Raw genomic sequence first — 26,484 nt, forward strand, 5'->3', positions numbered from 1 at the left:
AGCACAACAACTATTTCTGGACATCTCAAGCGTGAGATGCTTACGCGCGGATCGCGCCCTCTCGATCAGGCTTCACTATTTTTCAGTGCGGTGTCGGGTGAGTGGTTCGCCGCTGCAGGTTGAACTGCACGGCAAGACCGCCACGTAGAGCTGCTACTGGGCGAGCTATTAAGTGAACATCGCCTAAAAGCCGGGCAACAACTGGGAGGGGCAATCGTTGGGGCGCTGTCACGTTAAATTGCGCGCGACACAATAGCGGAGAGGACACACGCTTGCTCAGAAAATGGACGGAACTTGGGTGGCCTCGGTGAAACGATGCCTGGCGGTGAAGCGTGCGGCGAGCTGTTTGCGATAGAGTGAGGTGCGTAGCAGGTGTCGCTTGAGCGCGAAGTGCTGACGGATCGGACCGAAGCTGGCTAAGAAAACCTGCGTGCGTTCAGGATCGCGGAAGCCACGCATGCGTCGCTCGCGTTCGCGCGTCGGCTGATGACTTCTATGAGCAGAAAGTTGTAAAGGCCATTTGCGAACTGCCTCACAAAGGATAGGTCAAGTCTTGCTCCTCGCTGGCGCGGAAGCGCACAGCTGGGTCAAGGGAGGATCCGTCAATCCAAATATCTCAACAACCTCGTCGAGCAGGACCATCGGGCGATCAAGCGGCGACGGCGAGCTTCAGTTTCAACTTTGACATTCTGACGCTGCTTTCGTGACTAAAATATGCCGCTTTCAAACGGTTGCTTCGCCTCGCACGTTGCTGTCAATGGCGCTGTCCGACCTGTTTCAGACTGTCACCACTTTGCGACCGTACAGGTCGTCTCGGATAGCGGTTGATGTCACCGCGTGAGTAGCAAAGGTCATCCTTCCGAGCGTTGTCGCAGAACGCTTTGCAGGTGGTGGCACGGCACTTGGCAGAGGTGCGCCAAGCAAACGCAACAAAACGTAAATAAATTCTGCCGGCCATTAAAGCCTTAACTGGCGGAAGGCAGCCGGAGTCGAACCGACCTGAGAGCGTCTGACGCCCTCAACTGGGTTTGAAGCCCAGCCGCGCCACCGGACACGAATGCCTTCCTACGGTGATTGAACTACACGTTGCCAATGATCAGAGCAGATCGAGCCAGCGACTATCCGTGCGCAGCAGATGCAGGCCACGGTGGAAGCGAGTATACCCAACCCGGTCGAAGAATTCCAAAAGCTGAATCGCGCGTTTGCGGCCCAATCCGGTGACGTCGCGAAACGGTGCGGCCGCAACCGTGCCGGCATTCTTTTGCGCCTCGTCAGCCGCAATTGAAGCCAGTTCGCGAATCATCTCCGGGTGATAGAAGAGATCGCGCACAACCTGAAACAGCTCGCCCTGCCGCGCGAGCTTGCGCATCAATTGGCGTACACGCTCCTCGGATACGCCGTGCGCGCTGGCCAGATCGCGTACCCACGGCGGATCGAAACGCCCCGCTTTGACCGCGGGCAGTAACGTCGCCGCGAGCGCGCGATCAACGTCGTCGAGCGTCACCGTGTGGCCTGGCAGATGCAGCCACGGCCCGCGTTTGACGATCTCGGCACGCGTCGCGGCATCGTCGACAAGCGCGCGCCACAGCGCGTCGTCCACCAGCGGCGCGGCAATGCGTCGCAAGCGCGAGATGTCCGGGCCCAACTCGTCCGGCGAGCGTTCGTGGTACTGCGCGAGCGTCGTCGTCAATCGCGTATTGAGCGCTTGCCAAAGCGCGTCGGCGACTAGCAATGCGTCCTCGCCTGGCAGTTCCACGACACGCGTGTTGGGCGGCAACGCGAGCGCGGCCGCCGGCATGCCCGTCAAACTTTCCAGCAGCAAGCGCGACAAGCCATGCGGCGCTCTCGCGAAGATGGCGTCGAGCGTGCCGGTGTCGAGCACCGTCTGAAGCGCGTCGAGCCACGCCAGCCGCTCGGCCGAACGACGCTTGCGCGACGGCGCGAACGGGTCGAGTACATGGCCACCGCCGATCGTGCGATTAGCCTGCGCGTTGCGCACCACGAACCGATCGCCCGGCAGCGCGCAAACCGGCCGCTCGAACACGAGTTGAACGCGGGCACGCTGACCGGCGCCGAGTGTGTCGCCATCGAGCAACGCGACATGCGCGACCTGGTGCTGCGTGCCCAGATGCACATGCAACGGCGCCCAATGCTCCAACGTAAGCGGTGCATCGGCGAGCAGCGTCAGCATGACGTCGATTCGCTGCGACGCCTGCGAGAGCCGCGGATTGACGATCCAGTCGCCACGATCGATCGCGCTCTTCTCGATGCCCGCGAGGTTCAATGCGCAGCGCTCGCCGGCGCGGCCGCTTTGCGCCGGACGATTCTGCGCATGAATGCTGCGCACGCGCACCGGTTGATTCTTCGGCGCGAGCAGCATCGTGTCGCCGACCGCCACGCGGCCCGACACCACGGTGCCGGTCACGATCGTGCCCTGGCCCGAGAGCGTGAAGACACGATCGACCGCGAGACGGAACAGGCCGTCGTCGCGCTTCATCCGCCACGCCGCGGCGGCCGCGTGCAGGTGCGCCGTCAACGCGGCCACGCCGGGATCGTCGGCGCGCACCGCGCAAGTATCGAACACGGGTGCGTCTTCGAGCACGCTTCCGCTTAGAAACGCGCTAACTTCGTCGTGCGCTTCGCGCAGACGCCGAGCGTCAACACGGTCCACCTTGGTCAACGCGACGGCACCTTGCCGAATACCGAGCAGCTCGATGATCGCCAGATGCTCACGCGTTTGCGGCATCACACCGTCGTCGGCGGCAATCACGAGCAGTGCGAAATCGATGCCGCTCGCGCCCGCGGTCATGGTGTGCACGAGCTTCTCGTGGCCCGGCACGTCGATCAGGCCGAGCACGTCGCCATTCTCGAGCGGCACGTACGCGTAACCCAATTCGATGGAAATGCCGCGCGCCTTCTCTTCTTTGAGCCGATCCGTATCGACGCCCGAGAGCGCTTTCACCAGGCTCGTCTTACCGTGGTCGATATGTCCCGCCGTACCGACGATCATGCGCGCACGCCCTTCAGTTGCTCGATCAGTTGCGCTTCATCGGCGGCTTCGAGACAGCGCAGATCGAGGCGCAATGCATCGTCCGCGATACGGCCGATCACGGGCCTCGCCATCTCGCGCAGCCGCTTTTCAAGCGCGACCAATTGACGGCCACCGCGTTTGCCGTCCGCCATTCTGACGACGAGGCCGTAACTCGGCAGCACGTCGACCGGCAAAGCGCCGCTGCCGATCTGGCTGAACATCGGCTCCGCCGTCACCGCATAGCGTTCGCCGAATGCGCGCTGCAACGCGGGTTGCACGCGCTCCGCGGCGAGCCGGATGTGGTCGGCGGGACGGGTCAACAAGCGCAACGTGGTGAGCCGCTCCGTGAGCTTCTCCGGCGCACGGTACAACTGCAGCACGGGCTCCAGCGCCGCGAGCGTCAGTTTGCCGACGCGCAACGCGCGCTTGAGCGGATGCTTCTTGATCTTCGCGATCAGATCGCGCCGCCCGACGATCAAACCGGCTTGCGGACCGCCGAGCAACTTGTCGCCGCTGAACGTGACGAGGTCCGCACCGGCTTCGACGGTTTCACGCACCGTCGTTTCACGCGGCAAGCCCCATTGGCTCAGATCGACCAGCGTGCCGCTGCCGAGGTCCACTGCAACCGCAAGACCGCGCGCATGGGCAAGCGGCGCGATTTCATCCAGACCGACCTCTTTGGTGAAGCCGCTGATCGCATAGTTGCTCGCGTGGACTTTCATCAGCAGCGCGGTTTGCGGGCCGATGGCTTCCTCGTAGTCCTTCAGATGCGTGCGGTTCGTCGTGCCGACTTCGCGCAGTTTCGCACCCGCGCGGCTCATGATGTCGGGAATGCGAAACGCGCCGCCGATTTCAACCAGCTCGCCGCGCGACACGATGACTTCTTTCTTCGACGCCAGCGCGGACAGCGTGAGCAGCACGGCGGCCGCGTTGTTGTTGACCACGGTGGCCGCTTCGGCGCCGGTCAGTTCGCAGATGAGCGCGTCGATCAGATCGTCGCGATCGCCGCGCTTGCCGGTGCCCAGATCGAACTCGAGGTTGGCGGGTTGCGTCAGCGCTTTCATCACAGCCTGCACCGCTTCGTCGGGCAGCAATGCGCGGCCGAGATTGGTATGCAACACCGTGCCGGTCAGATTGAAAACGCTGCGCAAGCGCGACTCGTTGCGCTGGCGCAGCGCGGCTTCGACTGAACGCTTCAGTTGCGCGACGTCGAGCGCGCTCACAGACGCATCGCCCGACTGCGCGCCGGCGCGCCAGGTGTCGAGCGCTTCGCGCACCGCGCTCAACACCTGGGTGCGGCCGTATTCGCCGATCAATGCCGCGAACTCGACCGACGCCAGCACCTTTTCCACCGACGGCACGCGCGCCATCAGCGCCTGCAATTCAGAGCCGCTTACATCGCTCACGAGGCCATCCCTTTTCTAGTCGCATCCACTCGCTGCTAGTCGGACTCGCCGGAAGAGTCATCCGCACCGACACCCTGTTCGGGCCACAGCCACGGATGCGGCGACGCGCGCCGGTAACCTTCCGCCCCCATCAACAAATCCAGCGTGAGACTGGCGAGATCGTCCGCGAACGGTTCGAAATCGTAGTCCTTCGACTGAATGCCGATCTTTCGATAAGTATGGCATTCGTCGCACGATTCCGCTTTCAGCGCGGCGTTCTTCGATTCCGCTTCGCGCGTAGCCTCGTCCGCATCGGGCGAGCCGACCGTGTGATAAGCGATGCCCTTGGTCGAATCGCAGTTCGAGCACTTCGTGCGAACCATGTGCCACTCGGTCGAGCACAGGCCGCATTGCAGGTAGCGGTAATTGTCATACGCGCCGCCCACACGCACGATGCTCGCCACCGGATGCGATCCGCACACGGGACACAGGCCGAGTGTCTCGATGTACGGCACCTCGCGCTTGTCGATGTCGGCAGCGAGGTCGGTCCACACCACTTGCAGCGCGGCCACGATGAACGGCGCGCTCGCCGGATCGACCTCTTCGAAGCGCTGCGCAAAGATTGCGTCGGCCTGGAATTCGAGCGTAGCGGTGTCGAGCGTGCGCAGCCTGGCAATCAGCGTTTCGAGCGGCGGCGTGAGCGGGCCCGCGGTTGCCACCTTGTCGAGCAACTGGCGCAGCACGTCCCGCCACGCCGGGTCGCGCACGCCGGAAAGCGCCGGAATCAGCGGCATGGAATGCTGCTGCGCACTCGCGATCAACTCGAGGCTGGGCGGCTGCGCCTTGAAGCTCGTCATCACGGCTTGCTGCGCATCGGCGAGCACGGCCATCAGGCGCAAATAGCCGGCGATCGGATTGTTGAGCGCCGCAAGCTGGCGCAGCCGCGCGGCGCGGGCGGAAAACACCGCGAGCCGTTCCGGCGTGCGAATGCGCGGAATCGCCGAATGATCGAGCGATTCGATATCGCCGGCTTCGAGAATACGTTGAACCACAGTATCGACCTCTGAAAACTAAGGAGCCGCCGCCGTTCATCGAACAAGGACGGCGGCTCGGGTGCAGCGCGCCGGAATCCGCGCTGCCTGGGTTGCCTATGCGTGGCCCGCTATTTACCGATGATTTCCTTGAACCAGTTCGGATGATGTTTCCGCGCCCAGCCGTAGGTCACCGTGCCGCGCGTCATGGCGCCGATCGACCCCTTGATCCACAGCGCCGCATAAATATGCACGACGATCCCGACGATCAGCACGAACGCCGCCGCGGCATGCACGAGCGCCGCGAGCCGGATGATCTCGATCGGAAAATAGAACGAGAAATAGCGGCGCCAGATCACGATGCCACTCGCCAGCAACAGCAGCAGGCAGATCACCATGGTGAAAAATAACAGCTTTTGACCGGCATTGTACTTACCGATCGCGGGGAGCTTTTCCTCACGATTGTTGAGCACGTCGTCGATCTGCCTCATCCACTGAAGGTCAGCCTTGTCGAGATAGTTGTGATGCCAGAAGCGCAACGCAAGAATCAGAAACGACAGGAACATCACGCAGCCGACGAACGGATGCAGAATCCGCGTCCATTGCCCGCCGCCGAAGATCGCGTAGAGCCACGACATGGCCGGATGAAACATGGCGAGGCCGGACAGCGCCAGCAGAACGAACGTGATCGCGGTGATCCAGTGATTCGTACGCTCGTTCGGCGTGTAGCGCACGATCAGACTGTTGCCCTTCACGTCCTTCAGATCGGTATGCTCAGGGTGCTTCATTGGATGCCTCCCGCGAACGGCGTGCCTCGTCGGCTTCGTGCTGGGCTTCGGCTTCATCAGCCTCCGACACCTCATTCGGACCGACGCGCGTGTAGTGGAAGAACCCGGCTATGGCCGCGAACGCAATGCCCGCCAGCGCCAGCGGCTTGGCCAGCCCCTTCCACACGGCAACCATCGCGCTGATCTTCGGATTCTGCGGCAAACCGTGATACAGGTTGGCCTTGTCGGCGTGATGCAGCACGTACATGACGTGCGTGCCGCCCACGCCGGCAGGATCGTACAAACCGGCGTTCTGGAAACCGCGTTCCTTCAGATCTTCAACCCGCTCCGCGGCCTGCTGCTTCATGTCCTCCTTGGTGCCGAACATGATCGCGCCGGTCGGGCACGTCTTCACGCAAGCCGGTTCCTGGCCGACCGCCACGCGGTCCGAACACAGCGTGCACTTGTACGCCCGGTTGTCCTTCTTCGAAATGCGCGGCACGTTGAACGGGCAGCCGGTGATGCAATAGCCGCAGCCGATGCAGTTTTCCTCGTGAAAATCCACGATGCCGTTGGTGTACTGCACGATCGCGCCCGGCGACGGACAAGCCTTCAGACAACCGGGATCCTCGCAGTGCATGCAGCCGTCCTTGCGGATCAGCCACTCGAGATCGCCTTCGGTGTTCTCGTATTCCGAGAACCGCATGACGGTCCATGAATGCTCGCTCAGGTCGCGCGGATTGTCGTAGATGCCGGTTGTCGTGCCGATTTCATCGCGCAGATCGTTCCATTCCATGCAGGCGGTCTGACACGCCTTGCAGCCAATGCACTTCGACACGTCGATGAGCTTGGCGACCGTGCCCGTGACCGGCTCACGCACTTGCGGTTCAGGCAAGGTCGTGGCCGAGAGGCGTTTGATGTCCAGTGATTGCAGTGCCATCTCTTCTCCCTATGCCTTTTCGACCTTGACGAGGAACGATTTGAATTCCGGTGTTTGCGAATTCCCATCGCCCACGGAGGGCGTCAGCGTATTGACGAGATAGCCTGGCTTCGCGAGTCCCTTGAAGCCCCAATGCAGCGGCAATCCGACTGTCTGGACTTTCTTTCCTTCGATCATCAGCGGTTTGATCCGTTTGGTGACGAGCGCCACGGCAATGATGTGCCCGCGATTGGACGACACCTTGACGCGATCTCCGGCCACCACGCCCACCTCCTTCGCCAGATCCTCGCCGATCTCCACGAACTGCTGCGGCTGCACGATCGCATTCAGGCGCGCGTGCTTGGTCCAGTAGTGGAAATGCTCCGTCAGACGATAGGTGGTCGCCGTATGCGGGAATTTCTCGTGCGTGCCGAACGCGGCCCGGTCATCGGGGAACACACGTGCCGCCGGACTGCTGACGACCGCCTTGTTGTTCGGATGCAGCGGGTTGTAGCCGAGCGGCGTTTCAAACGGTTCGTAGTGCTCCGGGAATGGCCCTTCCACCAGACCATCGCGCGAGAAGAAGCGCGCCACGCCTTCCGCGTTCATGATGAACGGATTCATGCCGTTTTCGGGCGGTTCGTCCGCCTTGAAGTCGGGAATGTCCGCGCCCGTCCACGCCTTGCCGTTCCAGGCGATCAGCTTGCGCGTCGGATCGAACGGCTTGCCGCTGACGTCGCACGAAGCACGGTTGTACAGAATCCGCCGGTTCGCCGGCCAGGCCCACGCCCAGTTCAGGGTATTGCCGATGCCGGTCGGGTCGGAATTGTCGCGGCGGCCCATCTGGTTGCCCGCCTGGGTCCATGCGCCGCAGAAGATCCAGCAACCGCTCGCGGTACTGCCGTCGTCGCGCAACTGTGCGAAGCTCGCCAGTTGCTCGCCCTTTTTGGCAAGCACCTTGGTTTTGTCGGTCGGGTCGGTGACGTCGGCAAGCGCCTTGCCGCTGAACTCCATGGCGATCTCTTCAGGCGTCGGGCTTTCCGGGTCGGCATACGGCCAACTCATCTTGAGAATCGGATCGGGATACTTGCCGCCGTTCTTCCTGTAGGCCTCGCGGATGCGCAGCCACAAGCCCGACATGATCTCGAGATCGCTCTTCGCTTCTCCGGGGCCGTCCGCGCCCTGCCAGTGCCACTGCAGCACGCGGCTGGAGCTGACCAGCGAACCGCGCTCTTCCGCGAAACAGGTGGTCGGCAAACGGAACACTTCGGTCGCGATCGAAGTGGGATCGACGTCGTTGAACTCGCCGAAATTCTTCCAGAACTCGGAGGTTTCGGTGGCGAGCGGATCCATGATGACGAGCCACTTCAGCTTGGCCAGACTCGCGCCGATCTTCGCCTTGTTCGGCGCCGCGGCGAGCGGGTTGAAGCCCTGCGCGATGTAGCCCGTCATCTTGCCTTGATTCATCAGCTCGAAGACCTGCAGCATGTCGTATGACTTATCGAGCTTCGGCAGGTAGTCGAAACCGAAGTTGTTCTCGGCGGTCGCGTTATCGCCCCACCATGACTTCATGAAACTGACATGGAAAGCGCGATAGTTGCGCCAGTAGCTCAACTGATTCGGCCGCAACGGCTGGCTCGCGCGCTTCGCGATGTAGGCGTCGAAGTCCTGTTCGGCTTCCAGCGGCAGCGTCATGTAACCCGGCAACAGATTCGACATCAGGCCGAGGTCGGTCAAACCCTGAATGTTCGAGTGACCGCGCAGCGCATTCATGCCGCCGCCCGCAATGCCGATATTGCCTAGCAGCAATTGCACCATCGCGCCGGTGCGGATGATCTGCGCGCCGATCGAATGATGCGTCCAGCCGAGCGCGTACAGGATCGTGCCGGCGCGCCCCGGGACAGCCGTCGATGCGAGCATCTCGCACACCTTGAGGAATTTTTCCTTAGGCGTGCCGCACGTGCTCTCGACCTGCTCGGGCGTGTAGCGCGAGTAGTGCTGCTTCATCAGTTGATAGACGCAGCGCGGGTGCTGCAACGTCGGATCGACTTTGGCAAAGCCGTCGTCGCCGCGTTCGTAGTCCCACGAACTCTGGTCGTACTTGCGCTTGTCGGCGTCGTAGCCGGAATAGAGACCGTCGGTAAATGAGAAATCCTCACGAACGATGAACGGCATGTCCGTGTAGTTCTTTACATACTCGTGCTGGATCTTGTCGTTGGTGAGCAGATAGTTGATCACCCCGCCCAGGAACACGATGTCCGAGCCGGTCCGAATCTGCGCGTAATAGTCCGCAACCGATGCCGTGCGCGTAAAGCGCGGATCGACCACGATCAACCTCGCCTTGCGATGCGCCTTGGCCTCAGTGACCCATTTGAAACCGCACGGGTGCGCCTCGGCCGCATTGCCGCCCATCACCAGAATCACATCCGCGTTCTTGATGTCGACCCAATGGTTCGTCATCGCTCCACGGCCAAACGTCGGGGCAAGACCTGCCACCGTCGGGCCGTGTCAGACACGTGCTTGATTGTCGAATGCGAGCATGCCAAGACTGCGGACAGTCTTGTGCGTCAAATAACCGACTTCATTGCTACCGGCCGATGCTGCGAGCACGCCGGTGGTCAGCCAGCGGTTGACCTTCTTGCCGTCTGCCGTTGTCTCGACGAAGTTGGCGTCGCGATCTTCCTTCATCAATTTCGCAATGCGATCGAGTGCGTCTTCCCACGACATGCGCTTCCATTCATTCGAGCCGGCCGCACGGTACTCCGGATATTTCAGACGGCTCGGGCTGTGAATGAAGTCGATCAGGCTCGCGCCCTTCGGGCACAGCGTGCCGCGATTGACCGGGTGATCGGGATCGCCTTCGATGTGGATGATGCTGGACTTTGCGTTCTTGGCGTTGTCGCCGAGTCCGTACATCAGGATGCCGCAGCCTACCGAACAGTACGGGCAGGTATTGCGGGTTTCGGTTGTGCGCGACAACTTGTACTGACGGACTTCCGCTAACGCGGGCGTCGGTGAGAAGCCCATGAGGGCGAGACTCGATCCGGCTAGCGTGGTGGCGGAGACCTTCAGAAATTGTCGCCGGGACATATGGGTCATTGAATGGCCTCGGCTCTTTATGGGGACACTGATAACGATTATAGAGACCGGTATGAAATCCTGCAGCGAGAACTTATGCCTTCTACAGTGCAACTAAATATGAAATGCCACAGCCGATTTCAACAAAGTCGAGGCATTGTTATTGCTGAATCAGTGAGCCACGCACCGACACTTACTCCAGATCTTTGGGCACTTATGACCTATCCCCTTCTCAAATCTTCTCTCGCAGGCAATCTTTACGGCGCAGTGAAATCGTGTGCGTCGGTCGGCGTTGTCTCGCTTGCGCTGGGTGCCGCGATGCTCGCGCTGAGTACGCGCGGTATTGCTCAGATCACACAGGGCAGCGGTTCGTCGCAGCAGGAGAACCGCACTTCTTCGATGGGATCGGCGCCCGATTCGTCCGCGTCCGCAGTCCATGAATCGCACAAGCCTCAGACAAAAGATGGCGGTTCGGCGAACTCGCGCGGCAAGACTGACGGGAAGAGCCACAAATCCCAAGGCGCGGGCGGCTTCGATAACGGCCTCTATGGCACCGGGGCCGGCAGCAACAAATAGCGAGTGAGTTTGCCGCGCTTTTGTCGCACTTTTGCGTTAAGCGCATTGCGACCGCGCGGCGCGTTGCGGGCAGGCGCGGAGGAATGCACGGCGTGTTTCGCGTTCTGTCCGGATCGCTTCGGCGACCGCCGGTCCCTGCGCATTGCACGAACAACCATCATAATGGCGGTCATTCGTAGCCTGAAATGCCTGCCACAATGACCAATACCCCCAGCCACGCAAGCGCTTCGCCCCGTCTGACCAGTCTGTCGCACGGCGGCGGTTGCGGCTGCAAGATCGCGCCCGGCCTGCTTGCCGATCTGCTCAAGCGCAGCGCGCCGCTGCCGTTCTTTCCCGATCTGCTGGTCGGTAACGACACGGCCGACGACGCCGCCGTCTATAAACTCAACGACGAGCAGGCGATCGTCGCCACCACCGACTTCTTCATGCCGATCGTCGACGACCCGTTCGACTTCGGCCGCATCGCCGCGACCAATGCGCTGTCCGACGTCTACGCGATGGGCGGCAAGCCGCTGATGGCGCTGGCCATCGTCGGCATGCCGATCAACGTGCTGCCGCACGAAGTGATCGCAGCCGTGCTGAAGGGCGGCGAATCCGTGTGCGCCGAGGCCCGCATCCCGCTCGCCGGCGGCCATTCGATCGATTCGGTCGAGCCGATCTACGGCCTCGTCGCCATTGGCGTGGTCGATCCGAAGCGCGTCAAACGCAACGCGGGCGGGCAAGCGGGCGATGTGCTGATCCTCGGCAAGCCGCTGGGCGTGGGCATTCTCTCGGCAGCCCTGAAGAAAGACCGGCTCGACGCCGCCGGCTACGCCGCCATGATCGGCGCGACGACCAAGCTCAACCGGCCGGGCGCGGACCTGTCCCGGCTCGGCGGCGTGCACGCGCTCACGGATATCACCGGCTTCGGCCTGCTCGGCCATACGCTGGAACTGGCGCGCGGCTCGAACCTGACCGCGCGCGTGCGCTATGCAGATCTGCCGTGGCTGCCAGACGTGGTGAGCCTCGCGGAAGCCGGCATTTTCACCGGCGCGTCGGGACGCAACTGGGACGCATACGGCAAAAACATCGTTCTGCCCTCCTCATTTCCTGCGACGGCGCGCACGCTGCTCACCGATCCGCAAACCTCGGGCGGCTTGCTGGTCTCGTGCGCGCCGCAAGCCGTCGACGAGGTTCTCGCCCTGTTCCGCGCCGACGGGTTCGGCGAGGCGTGTGTGATCGGCGAAATGGTCAGTGGAGAAGGACGCGTCGAGGTCATCTGAGCCGCGAGCGGACGAAGGAGCGATGCGGGGCGCGCGGCCGGGAAACAGCGCTGAGTGCCCCGCCGGCCGCTATTCACGGCGCGTGCGATAATTTCACCCTTCCCGCCGGCCCGTTTTGTCCCTAACTCCTTGAAAAACCTACTCGTCAGCCTCGAAAAAGCAGGTGATTTCGATGAAATCATCGATGTGCGCACGCCTCTCGAATTTGCGGAAGACCATATTCCGGGCGCGCTTAACGCGCCCGTGTTGAGCAATGAAGAGCGCGTGCTGGTCGGCACGACGTACAAGCAGGTATCGCCGTTCGAAGCCACCCGGATCGGTGCGGCGCTGGTCGCGCGCAATATCGCGCACCATCTGGAAACGACTTTCGCCGACCGGCCGCGCAACTGGCGGCCGCTGATCTATTGCTGGCGCGGCGGCAAACGCTCGGGTTCGGTGACCACGCTGTTCAATATGATCGGCTGGCAGGCGCGCCAACTCGATGGCGGCTACAAAACCTATCGACGGGCCACGCTCGACACGCTCGCCACCTTGCCGAAGACGTTCTCGTACATCGCGCTGGTGGGCCCGACCGGCAGCGGCAAGACGCGCCTGCTCGCGGCCCTGCACGCCGCGGGCGCGCAGACGCTGGATCTCGAAGCGTTGGCCGCGCATCGCGGCTCGCTGCTCGGCGCCTGGGCCGGCGTGGCGCAGCCGTCGCAGAAGCGCTTCGATACGCTGCTCGTGAGCGCGTTGCGCACGTTCGATCCGGCACGGCCGGTGTTCGTTGAAGCGGAGAGCCGGCGCATCGGCTCCGTCGCGCTGCCGCTCGCGCTGCTCGAGACGTTTCATCAGGGCCGCTGCGTCGAGGTGATCTCGAGCCGCGAAGATCGCGCGGCATTCCTGCTGCACGACTACGCCCATCTGTTCGACGATCCCGATGCGCTGAAGGGGCAACTGCAACGGATGATCGGTTTGCATAGCCGGGAACGTGTCACGGGCTGGCAAAAGCTCGTCGACGACAACCGCCGTGCCGAGCTCGCGCACGAGTTGATCGGGCGTCACTACGATCCGGCGTATGCGCGCAGCAGCCACCAGCATTTCGTCCAGTTGCCGCGCGCATTGCAATGGAATTTCCGCCCCAACGACGCCGATGTCGTCGACCAGGCAAAAGCACTGCTCGTACAGCTCGACAGCAGCGCGCTCGCTGTCATCTGATTAAAACCAACGTTCAAGACCGCCATGCAATCAACCCTTCGACAACCACGAGTCGCTCTTGGCTGGATCGTCTTTCTGCTGATCGCTGTGGTCGGCCTCTTCTATGTGAAGTGGTTCCCGTACTACAACCGCGCGTTCGTGGCCGCGAGCCAGCACTCCATCGGCAAATCCATCCTGATGGGCACGTCGGCGAGCGCGCCGGCGGCGTCGTGGCAGGCTGCCATCGACTACGCCCTCGCCTACGGCAAAGCGATCTGGCAAGCGATGGTGCTCGGGCTGCTGCTCGGTTCGGCGGTGCAAGCGCTGATTCCGCCGCAATGGGTCGCGCGGGCGCTCGGCCGCACCGATTTCAGCAGCGTCGTGAAGGGTGGCCTGCTGTCGTTGCCGGGCATGATGTGCACGTGCTGCGCGGCGCCGGTCGTGGCGGGCTTGCGGGCGCGTCAGGCGGCGCCCGGCGCGGCGATCGCGTTCTGGCTCGGCAATACCGCGTTGAATCCCGCCACGCTGATCTTCATGGGCTTCGTGCTCGGCTGGCAGTGGATGGGCCTGCGCCTCGCCTTGGGCATCGTGATGGTGTTCGGCCTCGGCTATCTGGTGAACCGGATGGTTACGCCGAAGGAAGCCGAAGCGTCGCGCGAAGCGATGGCGCAACTGGTCACCAGCGATGTGCCCGGCACTGCCTTTGCACGCTGGGTGAAAATCCTCGGCACGATGACGCTGCGGCTCATTCCCGAATACATCGTGCTCGTGCTGATTCTCGGCGCGGCGCGCACGTGGCTGTTTCCGCATGTCGGACCGGATATCGACAACAGCCTGCTGTGGATCGTCGCGCTGTCCGTCGCCGGCACGCTGTTCGTGATTCCGACAGCGGGCGAAGTGCCGATCATCCAGGCCATGCTCTCGTTCGGCATGGCGGCCGGCCCGGCTGGCGCGTTGCTGATGACGCTGCCGCTGATCAGCGTCCCGTCGATGGCCATGCTCGGACGCTCGTTTCCGCGGCGTGTGCTGACGGTCGTGGCGTTGGCCGTCGTGGTGTGTGGTGTGATCAGCGGGTTGCTGACTGTCGCGTTGGGGTTTTAAAGCATGAAACGTATTGCCGCATTTGCTTTGACGTGCTGGTCGGCTGCCGGCCTGCTTTACTTTGGACAGCATTCGGTGGCGCTGATCGTAGTGAGCGGGGTTGTTGCGCTGGCTGGGTTTGATCTGCTTCGTCCATGATCGCGCGCTGATGCGAAAGCGTGAGCGTGGATCGCTTACGCGAAGCGTATTTCGACGGCGCGTCTTATTTGTAGAGACATGAGCGTCGGCGCTCGGATCGCACGGCTAACAGCATGAGAGCTCTGCTCTGCTGTTAGCCGTTTTTTGTTTCGCGCAATCGAGCGTTTGCGCGAGTTCGCTTACGTCTTCAACGCCTCGCAAATCGCAGCGAGCCACAACGCCACCGCATGCGCACCCGGATCCACGTGACCTAGCGCGCGATCGCCGACATAACTCGAGCGCCCGCGCCGTGGATGCATCGACGCCGTTTGCGAGGCACCTTCGGTTGCCGCGTCGACGGCCGCTTTCAGCGCGGCATCCAATGCCTCCTGGCGCGCGAGAGCGGATTGCAACGCGTCGGCGGCCGGCTTCAATGCATCGACCATCGTGCGATCGCCCGGACGCGCACCGCCCAGTTCCATCAAACCGTCGACACCCGCGCTGAACGCCGCCGCCCATTCCTTCGGCGTCGATCCGCCTGACCGTTCGAGCGCGACCGCCGTGCGCACCAGCATCACCGCGTAAAGCGGGCCCGACGTGCCGCCGACCACGCGCCGCAGCGTCGCCGACATGCCGCGCAATACGGCGCCTGGTATTGTCTCAGCCGGATAGCCATCGAGCTCGTGAAGTACCGCGCGCGCGCCACGCGAAAGACTGATGCCGAGATCGCCGTCGCCGACGCGCTGATCCATGTCCGTCAACGTCGGCTCCGCTTTCAGCAGGCACGCGCAAACGGCTTCGATCACGCGGCGCAACGTCGCTTCACGCGACAGCGTCGCACCGCTTGCGCGCTCCGGTTCGGCAGGCGCGGGCCGCACGGAAACCTGCGCGATGCGGCCGCTCAGCGCGGGCCACGCACTCGTATGCGCGGCGGCGTCGAGCCAGCGGAGCCGTTGGTCGTCCACGCGCAGCAGCGTCAGCGAGATGCCCGCCATTTCCAGCGCGCTCAGGAACGTGCCGGCCCAGCCGCGTTCCACCTTGATGCCGCGGCCCGCCAGATAACGCAGCGCGGAACCGGCCACAATGCTCAATTCGCTCGACGGCGTGCCGCCTAAATTGTTCACCAGCAACGCCACCCGCTCACCGGCCTGCAACGACAGATCGCCGACGATCTTCGCCAGCAGCTTGTCGACGATCGCGGCGGCAGGCTCCATCGCACCGCGCTCCACACCCGGTTCGCCGTGAATGCCGAGACCCCATTCGATCTCGCCGTCCGCCAGCTCGAAGCCCGGCTTGCCCGCAGCCGGCACCGTGCACGCGGTGAGCGCGACGCCCATCGTGCCGAGCGAAGCCGCCACGTCGCGCGCGATCTGCGCGACTTCCGCCAGTGGGCGGCCCGCCGTGGCAGCCGCGCCTGCAATCTTGTGAACCAGTACGGTCCCCGCGAGCCCGCGACGGCCCGCGTGATCACCGCTTGCCGTCAGCGCGACGTCGTCGGCGACGATCACCATTTCCGTGGCGATGCCTTCGGCGCGCGCGATCTCGGCCGCGAGGCCGAAGTTGAAGCGGTCGCCCGTGTAGTTCTTCACGATCAGCAAGGCGCCTGCCTTACCGGCCACCGCGCGGATCGCGTCGAGTACGGCGTCGGTGGACGGCGACGTGAAGACTTCACCCGCGACCGCTGCGCTCAGCATGCCGGAGCCCACATAACCGCCGTGGGCGGGCTCGTGGCCCGAACCGCCGCCCGAGATCAGCGCGACTTCGCCGCGCGCCGCTGCGGCCTCGGCATCCGCGCGCACGACGATCGTGCTGCCTTGCAACAGGCAGAGATTGGGGTTGAGCGCCGCGAGTCCGTCGAGCATGTCCGGGACGACCGCGGAGACCTCGTTGATGAGCTTCTTCATTGCGTCAGCTTCCTTTTAAGCTGCCGGCGCTTTCGTCCCGCGCTGACGGCAGTTTATTCAGTGGCGAAACAGGAAGGCTTAACTGTACCGCGCATTGGCGAAAGACGACGTGATACGGCAACGTTGAACGCACAAGGCATTCGCGGCGCACGAGTGACGCTGCGTCGAGTTCAAGGCTATGGAGAGGGGAGAAACTGACAGGACAGCGGCACAACGAACTGTGCGCCGAGGTGATGCGAGAACCTGACAGTAGACGAAAGCGAAGCCGCTTTCGTCTACGTCACGGATGCGTTGGTAGGCTCGATTGGATTCGAACCAACGACCCCCACCATGTCAAGGTGGTGCTCTAACCAACTGAGCTACGAGCCTTTAGAGGCGCGAATTATAGAGAACCCGCACGCTCAGCACAAGCCCCTAACGGCACTTCTGTCGACTAGCGCGTTGCACTCAGTTCGTGGATGCCCACTCGGTCTGCGTATCGAGCGGAAAAACCGGCCGCTTCACGCGCTTGAAAGCGAACAGGCCATAGTCCGAACTCGTCACGCCGCGGCTGTCGCACTCCACCAGCGCTGCGGCGATCGGCACGAACACCGGCCGGCAGTACATGCGCGATTTGAGCAACAGGAAACGCGCGCGACGCGGATCGATGCCGACGCTCTCGAACACACCGAGGTCCCACGGTTCGTGCGTGCGCTCGGTCATCACGAGCTTGACGGTGCCTGTGTCGAGGACCGCGGCGCGTCCCATGAAGGCGCGCTGTCCGGTGTACGTCGGGCCGCTGATCACGTACTCGCCGTCGGTCAGCGCGCGCACCACGCCGGTCACGGCAAGCGGCGGACGTGGCTTGAGCGCATCGCTCGCGACCTTGTTGCCGATGGTCACCGTCACCGTACTGTCGACGCCGGCCGACATCAACGCCGCGACCGCTTGCGGATCGCACAACGGCCCGCTCACGATGCCGTCGAGCTTCTGCTTCAAGGCTTCTTCGAGCAGATCCATCGTGTCGCATGTGCCGCCCGACATGCAGTTGTCGCCGTGATCGAGCAGCAGCACGGGCTTGTCGGCGTCCACCGCGAGCACGGCGGCTTGTGCGACGGATTCAGCGAGCGGCGCGCTGCGATACACGAAATCTTCGCGCTCGTTCCAGATCTGCCGCGCGATGCGCTCCGCTACCGCTTCGGCGTGAGTACGATCGCCATTGCCAACCACCACGACGCTGATGCACGGTGCCTCGATATCAGCGAGCGAGAAGCCCGACAGCACCGACACCGCGAGCATGCCGTCGGCCTCGGCGGCGCGCGCGGCATCCACAGCGCGCTTCATCGCGCCTTCGGCAGTCGCGCTGCGCAGCGTATGCGTGAGCAGCGGCGGCTGGCGCCATGCGATCACGGGCTTCGCCTTGCCGTGGATCAGATCGAACATCAGACGCGCCGCGTGCGCGCCGGTTTCATACATATCGACGTGCGGATAGGTCTTGAAACTGACGATCACGTCCGCGTTGTCGATCATCTTTTGCGTGACGTTGCCATGCAGATCGAGTGCGACGGCGATCGGCGCATCCGGCAGCAACGCGCGCACGCGTTCGAGCAAGTCGCCTTCACCATCGTTGGAATTCTCGGCGACCATCGCGCCGTGCAGATCGAGCATGACGGCGTCACAACCTGTCGCGGCCGACACGATCGCTTCGCAGATTGCATCGTAAGCGGCGGCCTCGACCGGCCCGCTCGGATTCGCCGACGCCGACACAGGCGTTACGATGTCGGCATGCTCACGCTCGGCTGCGTCGATGAACGCGGCCATCGCCGTCTGCATGCCTTTGTTGTCGTTGAACGCGTCTTTGCCATAGGTCGGACCGTTACGGCCGAATGCCGCCAACGGCGTGGCCACCGGCGAAAACGTATTGGTCTCGTGATTCATTCGCGCGATGAGGATCTTCATGCGTCTGCGCTCCCCGCTTTCTGCGCGGCGCTCAGCATGGCCTGCAACAGCACGTTGCAACCGGCTTCGAGATGATCCGCGCGTGCGTCTTCGATTTCGTTGTGGCTGATGCCGTCTTTGCACGGCACGAAGATCATCGCCGCGGGCGCGACTCTAGCAAGATAGACAGCGTCGTGGCCGGCGCCGCTGATCACATCCATCGATGAAAAGCCGAGCGTGTCCGCGCCCTGCTTCACGGCACCGACCAGGTCCGCGGCGAACGGTTGCGGCGGGAAATACACCACCTGTTCGACGTCCACCGTGATGCCGCTTTTCCCGCCTGCCACCGAGCATGCGGCGCGCAACGCGCTGTCCATTGCTGTGAGCGAGGCATCGTCGGCGGCGCGCAGATCGACGGTGAGCGTCACGCGGCCTGGAATCACATTGCGTGAATTCGGATGCACGTCGAGCCAGCCAACCGTGCCGCGGCCGTGAGGCGCGTGATCGAGCGCGATGCGATTGACGGCGTGAATCAGATCGGCGGCGACCAGCAGCGCGTCGCGGCGCAGTTCCATCGGCGTCGGGCCGGCGTGCGCTTCCATGCCGTGTACCGTCACGTCGTACCAGCGTTGGCCGAGCGCGCCTTGCACCACGCCGATTGTTTTATCGTGTGCTTCCAGGACGGGGCCTTGTTCGATGTGCGCTTCGAAATAGGCGCCTACCGCATGTGGTTTTGTGACTTCGCCGGCATATCCGATCCGGGACAGTGCGTCACGCACCGTGATGCCTTCTCGATCGTGTTGTTCGAGCGCATGCTCCAGGGTGAATGCGCCGGCGAACACGCCGGAGCCCATCATCACCGGCACGAAACGCGAGCCCTCCTCGTTGGTCCACACGGCGACTTCCAGAGGCGCGAGCGTCTGCACGTTGGCGTCGGTGAGCGTGCGCAGCACTTCGAGTCCCGCGAGCACGCCGTAATTGCCGTCGAACTTGCCGCCTGTAGGCTGCGTGTCGATGTGGCTACCGGTCATCACGGGCGGCAAATCGTCACGCAAACCCGCGCGGCGCGCGAAGATATTGCCGATGGCGTCGATCCGCACGCTGCAGCCGATCTCCTTCGCCCACGCGATAAAGAGGTCGCGCGCCTGACGGTCCAACTCCGTGAGTGCGAGCCGGCACACACCGCCTTTCGCGGTGGCGCCGATCCGCGCGAGTTGCATGAGACTGTCCCAGAGCCGCGCGCCGTCGACTCGCAGATCGGCGAACGTCGCGACGGTTGTTGATTCATGAACTTGCATCGATGCTTCCTCGTGTTGAAGACTGAGTGCGCGTCAGACCACGCCGACGCCGAGATAACGGTCCTTGATCGAGTCGTCCGCGGCAAACGACGCGTTGTCGCCTGCATAGACGATCACGCCTTGTTCGATGATGTAGTGCCGATCCGCGAGTTGCGTGCAGACTTCGAGGTTCTGCTCGACCAGCAGAATCGCCACGCCCGCCTCGCGAATCAGCTTGAGTTGCACGACGATTTCTTCGACAATCACCGGCGCGAGGCCTTCGACGGGTTCGTCGAGCATCAGCAAACGCGGGTGATTCATCAGCGCGCGGCCAATGGCGAGCATCTGCTGTTCGCCGCCGGAGAGCTGCGCGCCCCCATTCGTACGCCGTTCCTTTAAGCGCGGAAAAATTCGGTAGATGTCGTCGAGTTGCCACGGCGAATCTTTGCGAGCGCCGAGCCGCAAGTTTTCTTCGACCGTGAGCAGACGAAAGATACCGCGATGCTCGGGCACAAAGCAGACGCCTCGCGACGCGATCTTGTGCGGCGGCAGGCCGCTGATCTTGGCATCGTTGAACGTGACCGTGCCGCGCTGCGGCGCGACGACACCGGCGATCGCTTTCAGCGTGGTCGATTTGCCTGCGCCGTTGCGGCCCAGTAGCGTGACCGTTTCACCATCGTTGATCTGCAAGGACACGCCCTGCAGGATGTGGCTCTTGCCGTAGAAGCCGTGAATCTGCTGCACGTCGAGAATCATGCGCGGCCTCCGGTGATCATGTTGCCGAGATAGGCGCTGCGTACGCGCTCGTCGCCGCGAATGTCGTCGGGACGGCCTTCCACCAGCACTCGCCCTTGCTGCATGACGGTGATCATGTCGGAGATGTCCATCACGATGCCCATGTTGTGTTCGATCAGTACGACCGTGTAGTCGTCGCGCAGGCCGCGAATCAACTGCTTCATGTCGTCGAGGTCGTCGATGCCCATGCCCGAGGTCGGCTCGTCGAGAAAGATCGCCTTGGGGCGCGCGGCGAGCGCCATGCCGACTTCAAGCCGTCGCTGCTGACCGTGCGACAGCGCGCCCGCCGACACCTCGCTGAACCTCTGCAACGCGAGCCGCTCAAGCACGCTGTCGACGATGTCCGCATGCGTAAGCGCGCCGTGCGGCGGCGTCCACGCATTCAACGCACGCACCGCGTCGACACCTTGCGCGGCGAGCCGTAGATTTTCTCGCACACTCAAATTGGCGAACAGGCTCGTCACCTGAAACGAACGCGCGACGCCGCGCCGTACGCGTTTATGGTCCGGCTCGTGCGTGACGTCGTGGCCGTCGAAAACGATCTTGCCTTCGGTGATCGGCAGCGTGCCGGTCAACACGTGAAAGAGCGTGGTTTTGCCCGCGCCGTTCGGACCGATCACAGAATGCACCGTGCGCGGCATGATGTTCAAAGTGACATCGGAGAGCGCCGTGAATTTGCCGTAGCGCTTCACAACGCCACTCGCTCGCAGAATAGCTTCGCTCATACGCGCTCCTTGCCTGCGTCGTTGCCTTCGTCGGCGGATGATTTGCGGCGTAGCGATTGCCAGATGCGTTCGCCCAATCCCCACAGACCGCGCTGCATGAACAGGCTGACGGCAATCAGCACGATGCCGAGCAGCAACAGCCAGCGCGGCCACAATGTGGAAAGCCAGTCGGCGAACAGCACGTAGAAGGCGGCACCCAATACGGAGGCAAACAGATTGCCTGTGCCGCCGATCACGGTCATCACGAGAATCATCTCGCTCGTGTGATAGTCGATGTTGGAGAGCGGCGCGATGCCGGTCATCAGCGCGTGCAGCGCGCCCGCCAGACCCGTGACCGCGCCGGAGATCACGAACGCCATCAGCTTGAAGCGTTTGACGTCGTAGCCAACCGCAGCGGCGCGCGCTTCATTGTCGCGAATCGCGAGCAACGTGCGGCCGAATACAGAGTGCGATACGCGCATCAACAGCCAGAACACCACGAGGAACAACACGGCGACGAAACCGTAGTACTGCCACGGCGAGGTCAACGGCACGATCGTTTTGCCGAATAGTCCGAGCGCCGGGCGCGGGATGTCGAGCAAGCCGTTGTCGCCGCCGGTCAGATCGGGCGTGGTGTAGGCGAGGAAGTAGAACAGTTGGCCGAACGCAAGCGTCAGCATGACGAAGTAGGTGCCGCGCTGGCGAATCGAAAACCAGCCGACCAACGCCGCGGCCGCCGCGCCGGTCACTACCGATGCAAGCAACGCCACCGACACCGGCAATCCCGTTTTGGTGAGGACCAGTCCCGCGCAATAGCTGCCGAGCCCGAAGAAAATGCCCTGTCCAAACGAAAGCAAGCCTGTGTGCCCAAGCAGCAAATTGCAGCCGAGAGCGGCGAGTGCGAACACGAGCACTTCAGTAGCCAGCGATCCGGAGCGCAGCGTCAGCGGCAACACGCACACGACCAGCAATGCCAGCAGCAGGAAGCGATAGCGATGCAATGAATGCTTCAGGCCCGATTGAGCCCTTGCGGAAGAAGCGCTCTGCACGATAGGTTTCGACGTATCGATCATGCCGCCCTCCCGAGCAAACCGTTCGGTCGCAGCAACAGGACAGCGGCCATCGCGACATAGATCATCAATCGCGCGCCTTCCGGCCACAACGTGCTCATCACGCTTTGCACGATCCCCACCAGCAATCCGCCGACCAGCGCGCCAAGAAAATTACCCATGCCGCCGACCACCACCACGACGAACGCGACGCTGAGCGCTTCGATACCCATGAACGGATCGACGCCGCGAATCGGCGCGGCGAGCACGCCCGCCAACGCGGCCGTCGCGGCGCCGAGCGCGAATACGAGGCTGAAAACGCGCAGCACGTTGATGCCGAGCAGCGAGACCATCTCAGTCGATTCGCTGCCCGCGCGCACCGCGCTGCCGAGCCGCGTGCCTTCCAGCACCCACCACAAAAGCGCGGCCAATACCGCCGTGAAGCCGATCACGAAGAGACGGTACTTCGGATAGACGAAGCTGCCCCAGATCACCACGCCGTTCAGCACGTCGGGCACGGCCACGTTATCGCCGAGCGGTCCCCAGATCAGGATCGCGCATTCCTGCACGACGAGCGCGAGACCCACGGTCACGAGAATATGAAACTCATGCTGCTGCGCATAGACGTGCCGCAGAATCAGTTTCTCGACGACCCACGCAAGCGCGCCCACCACGATCGGCACGACCACGAGCGCGGTCCAGAAGCTCATCGACCACTGCATCGCCTGATAGCAGAAGTACGCGCCGAGCAGATAGAACGCACCGTGCGCGAAATTCACGAAGCGCAACAGGCCGAACACGATCGACAAACCGACCGCGAGCAGGAAATACAGCATCCCCACTCCGATACCGTTGACGATCTGCAGGAGATAAACGTTCATGGCGTCCGTCTAAAGGGTGGTGCGAAGGGAAAACCGCGGTACGATGCTGCGATATGCGCGCCGCGCTCGCATGCGGCACGGAGGCGTCAGGCCATCTTGCAGCCGGTTTTGTCGAGCGGCAGGAACGATTGACCTGAGCTCACGATATCCGCGTAGTCGTCGGCGTTTTTCATCTTGTTCTTCGCCTTGCCCTTCAACAGATAATAGTTCTTCAGCACCTGATGGTCGCCTTTGCGGACTTCTTCCGGGCCTGTCAAACCGTCGTATTTCATGCCTTCGAGGGCGGCGACCACTTTCTTCGGATCGACGTTGCCTGCTTTTACGATGCCGTCGAGCAGGATCTTCGTGCAAATATACGAGCCTGCGAGGCTGTAGTTGGGGTTTGCCTTGAATGCGGCGTTCGAACGTTTGACGAGATCGCGGTTGAGCGGCGAATCGATATCGTGCCAATACTGTGCGCCGAAATAGACACCTTCGCACAGGTCCGCGCCGAGCGATTCGAATTGCTCGAGTCCGGACGCCCAGGCCATCAAAATCGTGCAATTGTTCTTCATGCCGAAGCTCACAGCCTGGCGCAACGTATCGGACGATTGCGAGCCGAAGTTCAGAATCAGCAGCACGTCAGGCTTCGCAGCGACTGCGTTCGTCAGGTAGCCGCTGAACTCCTTCTCATTGAGCGAGTGGTAGCTGTTGCCCACATGCTCGATGCCCTTCTCTTTGAAGATCGCCTTGGCTGCCGAGAGCAAACCGTCGCCGAACACGTATTGCGGCGTGATGGTGTACCAGCGTTTCGCTTTGGGCATCATCTGGATCAGTGGACGCACGGTCTGCTCGATCGCGCCGTAGGTCGGCACGGACCAGCGGAACGTGGCGTCGTTGCAGTCCTTGCCGGTGATTTCGTCCGCGCCTGCCGTCGTGATGAAAATGCCGCCAGCTTTCTGGACTTCCTTGCCCATTGCCAATGCTTCGGAGGACAGAATACCGCCGGCAAAGAAGCGCGCATTCTTCTGTTGCGCGATTTCCTGCACACGGCGTACAGCGGTTGCGGGCTTGCCTTCCGTGTCGAGCACCGTATATGCGAGCGGTTGACCCAGCACCTTGCCGTATTGCTCGATAGCGAGCTTCATGCCGAGATCGGCGTATTTGCCGTTCGCCGCGAATGGACCCGACATCGGCACCGGACAGGCGAACTGCAAGGTGCCGGCCTGCGCAAACGCGCTTCGCGCGACCAGCGAACCCAACGTCCCCGGAACGGCCGACAACGCGGCCAGCTTCAACATATTTCGGCGATTCAAAATGACGCTCCTTAGGAAAGAGACACGCACTGACCGACTACGAAACTGCACGCATTGCGCGAACGACTACTTGAGCTTGCTGGCCGCAGTGAAGTTTTCCACCGCATCGGCTTTGTTCTATTTATCATGATAAATAGGTTGGACTTGATCGTAGGTACAATAAATTCGGGTGTCAATAAGGCAAAATTCCTGGCGGCATCGAGGCAGCCTGCCGGGCTGCGACTGCGCCGGCGAATCGGTCGACGATCGTGCAGGACAAACTGGGAGCATCGAATATGGCCATGGACCGCGCCAAGGCTGGCGCCGCGATTGAGATCAAACAGCAAAAACGCGGCGATCTGGTCGCGGAAGAAATCAAGCGGCTCATCACCGAGAAAGACCTGAAGCCAGGCGACCGGCTGCCGCGCGAGGTGGAATTGCAGCAGCTCTTTTCGGTGAGCAAAAGCACGATCCGCGAGGCGTTGAAATCGCTCGAGGTGCAAGGTCTCATCAAAGTGACCACCGGCCCGAGCGGCGGCGGCATGGTGGTGGAAGTGCCGCTCGATCGCACGTTGCAACTTCTGCAAAACTATCTGTTCTTCAAGGACGTATCGATCGACGACATCTATACCGTGCGCAAACTGCTGGAGCCCGAGCTCGCGGCAGGGGCCGTGCCGCATCTGACGGAGCAGGACTTCGAGGCGCTCGACGCGAGCATTGCGTGTTGCGACCGACCGGCTTCGTCACACGGCGGGCAGGACATCGTGCGGCAACGTCAGGAGGACGTGAATTTCCACGACATCCTCGCGGCGGCGAATCCGAATCCGTTCCTGCGTTTTAGTTGCGAGTTGATCAATGAAATGATCCGTCAACTCATCGAGTTTCGTAACGACACGCCGCAAGCTGAGCATGAGCGGTTCGGTCAGGCCAACGTCAAGATTCACAAAGCGATTACGAAGGCAGCGCGTGAGCGTGATGTGGAGAAGGTGCGTGAGTTGATGGTGATTCATATGACCGAGGCGCCACGCTATGTGAAGCGGATGAAGGGGAAGCTGCGTGGACGTCTCATCCTGGATTCGGAGATTCGGCGGCGCGTGCGGGCGCGAAGTGTGGCGCCGTCTGCGGATGAGGGTGATGAGGAGTGAAGCGGGGGTTTCGATGCGGGTTGCGGGTGGGTTGCGAGTTGCGGGTGGGTTGCGAGTTGCGGGTTTCAAGCCGAGGGCAATTCCGCTATGGACGCCGGTTGGGCGTCTTGCTTGGAGAGCGGAGACCGTCTGCTCTGACGAAGAGATGCAAATGGTTTGATGCGGCCGGCATAGGGCAGAAGGCTTGGCGCGCTCGCGATATCGGCGCCACGTAGCGCGGGATCCGGGTGGGTGAAATGCCTTTCGCATAAAGGAAGATCGAAAGGCATCGCGCTCAGGTTAGGAGGATGCAGGCGCCGGGCCCCGCGAGAGGGAATCGTGGCGAAAGCAGCAGCTAGTCGGCGTTCCAGTCGGTCCGCCTGTGGCATGCACGACGGAGGGCTCAATCTTTTGCGAGCCGCGCCGTTATTGCATCTGCACAGGCATACACATTGGACCTTCATGGCACAACCTATTCCGTTTTCCCGCCACACTGGCGCTGCGCGTGCCCGGCATGCCAAGGCCATGCTGTTGCCGATCGCCCGGCAGACCGCCGACGACCTCGCACTGCGGGTCCATCTGGCACTCGACGCCTTGCGCCGCGGCGCGGGCAGCATGACCGACGCGCAAACGCTCACGCAGATCATGCTGTTGACGGGCTTTCTGGCGGAATCGGGTTTCGGCTCGGCGACCGGTGAGCAACTGGGTGCGGCGGAACGCGCAGTATCGGCGGTGTTCGATATCGGCCGTGAAACCGGCAATTGGAAACTGGATGACGCCGGATTCGCGCTTTTTGCGACAATCGCGACGAATTACGACCGGCAGTTGCACAGCGCGCCCCTTTGGGCGATTACCGATGCGAGCGAACGACTCGATCGGTTTACCGCGGGCATGTCGTATCAGACGCCGGCGCGTAAGCGGGCTTGATTGATCACGTGATGTGAAACGACGAGGGAAGCCTCGTCGACGAGGTTTATGCGACTGGTGAGGCGCACAGTGTACTGGCTGGGCGCGACGCGGTGAGCCGCGAAGGCGTAGATGTATTGACGGGCTACGCGAAACGCGCTGCGGATGGGGGATTGAGGGCGGTTTCCGTTCGTTCTTCGCCTGTTTTTG

Annotated in this window: 21 protein-coding genes, 2 tRNA genes and 2 pseudogenes; 8 read left to right on the forward strand and 17 right to left on the reverse strand. The window is 62.6% G+C overall.

The annotated features are described in order from the left end of the window. Positions 1-276: 276 nt before the first annotated feature. Positions 277-501, reverse strand: a pseudogene (locus tag P0D73_RS39655) (IS6 family transposase); the annotation flags it as partial. A 96-nt stretch (positions 502-597) separates the two neighbouring features. Between P0D73_RS39655 and P0D73_RS39660 the strand changes: the two are divergent. After that, positions 598-690 (forward strand): annotated as a pseudogene (locus tag P0D73_RS39660) (IS6 family transposase); the annotation flags it as partial. Between the two features lie 280 nt (positions 691-970). Here the strand turns inward: P0D73_RS39660 and P0D73_RS39665 are convergent. The 7 genes from P0D73_RS39665 to fdnG all read right to left on the reverse strand — a co-directional run bounded on the left by P0D73_RS39665 (position 971) and on the right by fdnG (position 10,232). Beyond that, a tRNA-Sec gene (locus P0D73_RS39665) sits at positions 971-1,066 on the reverse strand. 30 nt (positions 1,067-1,096) lie between these two features. Further along, positions 1,097-3,010 carry a selenocysteine-specific translation elongation factor gene (gene selB / locus P0D73_RS39670; protein ID WP_408182248.1) on the reverse strand — a complete coding sequence of 638 codons (1,914 nt, stop codon included), beginning with the start codon at positions 3,008-3,010 and terminating at the stop codon, positions 1,097-1,099. After that, positions 3,007-4,437 (reverse strand): L-seryl-tRNA(Sec) selenium transferase, encoded by a 1,431-nt coding sequence (selA, locus tag P0D73_RS39675; protein ID WP_408182246.1) that lies wholly within the window; start codon positions 4,435-4,437, stop codon positions 3,007-3,009. The genes selB and selA overlap by 4 nt, the downstream gene beginning before the upstream one ends. Positions 4,438-4,472: 35 nt before the next feature. Beyond that, positions 4,473-5,468, reverse strand: coding sequence for a formate dehydrogenase accessory protein FdhE (gene fdhE / locus P0D73_RS39680; RefSeq protein ID WP_408182244.1), 996 nt, complete (start codon positions 5,466-5,468; stop codon positions 4,473-4,475). A 110-nt stretch (positions 5,469-5,578) separates the two neighbouring features. Further along, complete coding sequence (locus P0D73_RS39685; protein WP_132381418.1) at positions 5,579-6,235, reverse strand: formate dehydrogenase subunit gamma; 657 nt, start codon at positions 6,233-6,235, stop codon at positions 5,579-5,581. Then, positions 6,222-7,154, reverse strand: a complete 933-nt coding sequence (gene fdxH, locus P0D73_RS39690) for a formate dehydrogenase subunit beta (RefSeq protein ID WP_408182243.1) — start codon at positions 7,152-7,154, stop codon at positions 6,222-6,224. Before fdxH ends, P0D73_RS39685 begins: the two co-directional genes overlap by 14 nt. A 9-nt stretch (positions 7,155-7,163) precedes the next feature. Continuing rightward, positions 7,164-10,232: a formate dehydrogenase-N subunit alpha gene (fdnG, locus tag P0D73_RS39695; protein ID WP_165924004.1), complete on the reverse strand. Its 3,069-nt coding sequence runs from the start codon at positions 10,230-10,232 to the stop codon at positions 7,164-7,166. 3 nt (positions 10,233-10,235) lie between these two features. Here fdnG and P0D73_RS39700 point away from each other — a divergent pair, with 3 nt between their 5' ends. The 5 genes from P0D73_RS39700 to P0D73_RS39720 all read left to right on the forward strand — a co-directional run bounded on the left by P0D73_RS39700 (position 10,236) and on the right by P0D73_RS39720 (position 14,464). After that, positions 10,236-10,787: a hypothetical protein gene (locus P0D73_RS39700; RefSeq protein ID WP_408435467.1), complete on the forward strand. Its 552-nt coding sequence runs from the start codon at positions 10,236-10,238 to the stop codon at positions 10,785-10,787. 197 nt (positions 10,788-10,984) lie between these two features. Continuing rightward, positions 10,985-12,049, forward strand: coding sequence for a selenide, water dikinase SelD (gene selD, locus P0D73_RS39705; RefSeq protein WP_408182240.1), 1,065 nt, complete (start codon positions 10,985-10,987; stop codon positions 12,047-12,049). Positions 12,050-12,178: 129 nt separating this feature from the next. Further along, the gene (gene mnmH, locus P0D73_RS39710) at positions 12,179-13,246 is read left to right on the forward strand and encodes a tRNA 2-selenouridine(34) synthase MnmH (RefSeq protein WP_408182238.1); all 1,068 of its coding nucleotides are present in this window, start codon (positions 12,179-12,181) and stop codon (positions 13,244-13,246) included. A 24-nt stretch (positions 13,247-13,270) separates the two neighbouring features. Further along, positions 13,271-14,326, forward strand: a complete 1,056-nt coding sequence (locus P0D73_RS39715) for a permease (protein ID WP_408182236.1) — start codon at positions 13,271-13,273, stop codon at positions 14,324-14,326. Between the two features lie 3 nt (positions 14,327-14,329). After that, positions 14,330-14,464, forward strand: coding sequence for a hypothetical protein (locus tag P0D73_RS39720; protein ID WP_258194915.1), 135 nt, complete (start codon positions 14,330-14,332; stop codon positions 14,462-14,464). Between the two features lie 179 nt (positions 14,465-14,643). Here the strand turns inward: P0D73_RS39720 and dhaK are convergent, their stop codons facing one another. The 9 genes from dhaK to P0D73_RS39765 all read right to left on the reverse strand — a co-directional run bounded on the left by dhaK (position 14,644) and on the right by P0D73_RS39765 (position 24,265). Further along, positions 14,644-16,347 (reverse strand): dihydroxyacetone kinase subunit DhaK, encoded by a 1,704-nt coding sequence (dhaK, locus tag P0D73_RS39725; protein ID WP_408182234.1) that lies wholly within the window; start codon positions 16,345-16,347, stop codon positions 14,644-14,646. Positions 16,348-16,639: 292 nt separating this feature from the next. Further along, positions 16,640-16,716: transfer RNA gene (locus P0D73_RS39730), tRNA-Val, on the reverse strand. Positions 16,717-16,794: 78 nt separating this feature from the next. Next, positions 16,795-18,285: a M81 family metallopeptidase gene (locus P0D73_RS39735; protein WP_408182233.1), complete on the reverse strand. Its 1,491-nt coding sequence runs from the start codon at positions 18,283-18,285 to the stop codon at positions 16,795-16,797. Then, positions 18,282-19,562: a Zn-dependent hydrolase gene (locus P0D73_RS39740; protein WP_408182232.1), complete on the reverse strand. Its 1,281-nt coding sequence runs from the start codon at positions 19,560-19,562 to the stop codon at positions 18,282-18,284. Before P0D73_RS39740 ends, P0D73_RS39735 begins: the two co-directional genes overlap by 4 nt. 33 nt (positions 19,563-19,595) lie before the next feature. Next, positions 19,596-20,297, reverse strand: a complete 702-nt coding sequence (locus tag P0D73_RS39745) for an ABC transporter ATP-binding protein (protein ID WP_408182231.1) — start codon at positions 20,295-20,297, stop codon at positions 19,596-19,598. Further along, positions 20,294-21,061 (reverse strand): ABC transporter ATP-binding protein, encoded by a 768-nt coding sequence (locus tag P0D73_RS39750; protein WP_408182229.1) that lies wholly within the window; start codon positions 21,059-21,061, stop codon positions 20,294-20,296. The genes P0D73_RS39745 and P0D73_RS39750 overlap by 4 nt, the downstream gene beginning before the upstream one ends. Continuing rightward, positions 21,058-22,113, reverse strand: coding sequence for a branched-chain amino acid ABC transporter permease (locus P0D73_RS39755; protein WP_408182227.1), 1,056 nt, complete (start codon positions 22,111-22,113; stop codon positions 21,058-21,060). The genes P0D73_RS39750 and P0D73_RS39755 overlap by 4 nt, the downstream gene beginning before the upstream one ends. Then, entirely contained in the window at positions 22,110-22,970 is an 861-nt protein-coding gene (locus tag P0D73_RS39760; RefSeq protein WP_106314729.1) for a branched-chain amino acid ABC transporter permease, read from the reverse strand. The genes P0D73_RS39755 and P0D73_RS39760 overlap by 4 nt, the downstream gene beginning before the upstream one ends. Positions 22,971-23,056: 86 nt before the next feature. Further along, complete coding sequence (locus tag P0D73_RS39765; RefSeq protein WP_342960070.1) at positions 23,057-24,265, reverse strand: ABC transporter substrate-binding protein; 1,209 nt, start codon at positions 24,263-24,265, stop codon at positions 23,057-23,059. A 275-nt stretch (positions 24,266-24,540) separates the two neighbouring features. Here P0D73_RS39765 and P0D73_RS39770 point away from each other — a divergent pair, with 275 nt between their 5' ends. Beyond that, positions 24,541-25,389 carry a FadR/GntR family transcriptional regulator gene (locus P0D73_RS39770; RefSeq protein WP_132381392.1) on the forward strand — a complete coding sequence of 283 codons (849 nt, stop codon included), beginning with the start codon at positions 24,541-24,543 and terminating at the stop codon, positions 25,387-25,389. Between the two features lie 441 nt (positions 25,390-25,830). Beyond that, entirely contained in the window at positions 25,831-26,295 is a 465-nt protein-coding gene (locus P0D73_RS39775) for a hypothetical protein (protein ID WP_408182225.1), read from the forward strand. Positions 26,296-26,484 lie beyond the last annotated feature (189 nt).

Source organism: Paraburkholderia sp. RL18-101-BIB-B, assembly GCF_046026985.1.
GTDB lineage: Bacteria > Pseudomonadota > Gammaproteobacteria > Burkholderiales > Burkholderiaceae > Paraburkholderia.

What these genes read in the sequence shown, in the direction of transcription:
- selB (WP_408182248.1), bottom strand. Translation starts at nt 3,010, where the DNA reads ATGATCGTCGGTACGGCGGGACATATCGACCACGGTAAGACGAGCCTG.
- P0D73_RS39685 (WP_132381418.1), bottom strand. Translation starts at nt 6,235, where the DNA reads ATGAAGCACCCTGAGCATACCGATCTGAAGGACGTGAAGGGCAACAGT.
- fdxH (WP_408182243.1), bottom strand. Translation starts at nt 7,154, where the DNA reads ATGGCACTGCAATCACTGGACATCAAACGCCTCTCGGCCACGACCTTG.
- P0D73_RS39700 (WP_408435467.1), top strand. Translation starts at nt 10,236, where the DNA reads ATGGCCTCGGCTCTTTATGGGGACACTGATAACGATTATAGAGACCGG.
- selD (WP_408182240.1), top strand. Translation starts at nt 10,985, where the DNA reads ATGACCAATACCCCCAGCCACGCAAGCGCTTCGCCCCGTCTGACCAGT.
- P0D73_RS39715 (WP_408182236.1), top strand. Translation starts at nt 13,271, where the DNA reads ATGCAATCAACCCTTCGACAACCACGAGTCGCTCTTGGCTGGATCGTC.
- P0D73_RS39720 (WP_258194915.1), top strand. Translation starts at nt 14,330, where the DNA reads ATGAAACGTATTGCCGCATTTGCTTTGACGTGCTGGTCGGCTGCCGGC.
- dhaK (WP_408182234.1), bottom strand. Translation starts at nt 16,347, where the DNA reads ATGAAGAAGCTCATCAACGAGGTCTCCGCGGTCGTCCCGGACATGCTC.
- P0D73_RS39735 (WP_408182233.1), bottom strand. Translation starts at nt 18,285, where the DNA reads ATGAAGATCCTCATCGCGCGAATGAATCACGAGACCAATACGTTTTCG.
- P0D73_RS39740 (WP_408182232.1), bottom strand. Translation starts at nt 19,562, where the DNA reads ATGCAAGTTCATGAATCAACAACCGTCGCGACGTTCGCCGATCTGCGA.
- P0D73_RS39745 (WP_408182231.1), bottom strand. Translation starts at nt 20,297, where the DNA reads ATGATTCTCGACGTGCAGCAGATTCACGGCTTCTACGGCAAGAGCCAC.
- P0D73_RS39750 (WP_408182229.1), bottom strand. Translation starts at nt 21,061, where the DNA reads ATGAGCGAAGCTATTCTGCGAGCGAGTGGCGTTGTGAAGCGCTACGGC.
- P0D73_RS39755 (WP_408182227.1), bottom strand. Translation starts at nt 22,113, where the DNA reads ATGATCGATACGTCGAAACCTATCGTGCAGAGCGCTTCTTCCGCAAGG.
- P0D73_RS39760 (WP_106314729.1), bottom strand. Translation starts at nt 22,970, where the DNA reads ATGAACGTTTATCTCCTGCAGATCGTCAACGGTATCGGAGTGGGGATG.
- P0D73_RS39770 (WP_132381392.1), top strand. Translation starts at nt 24,541, where the DNA reads ATGGCCATGGACCGCGCCAAGGCTGGCGCCGCGATTGAGATCAAACAG.
- P0D73_RS39775 (WP_408182225.1), top strand. Translation starts at nt 25,831, where the DNA reads ATGGCACAACCTATTCCGTTTTCCCGCCACACTGGCGCTGCGCGTGCC.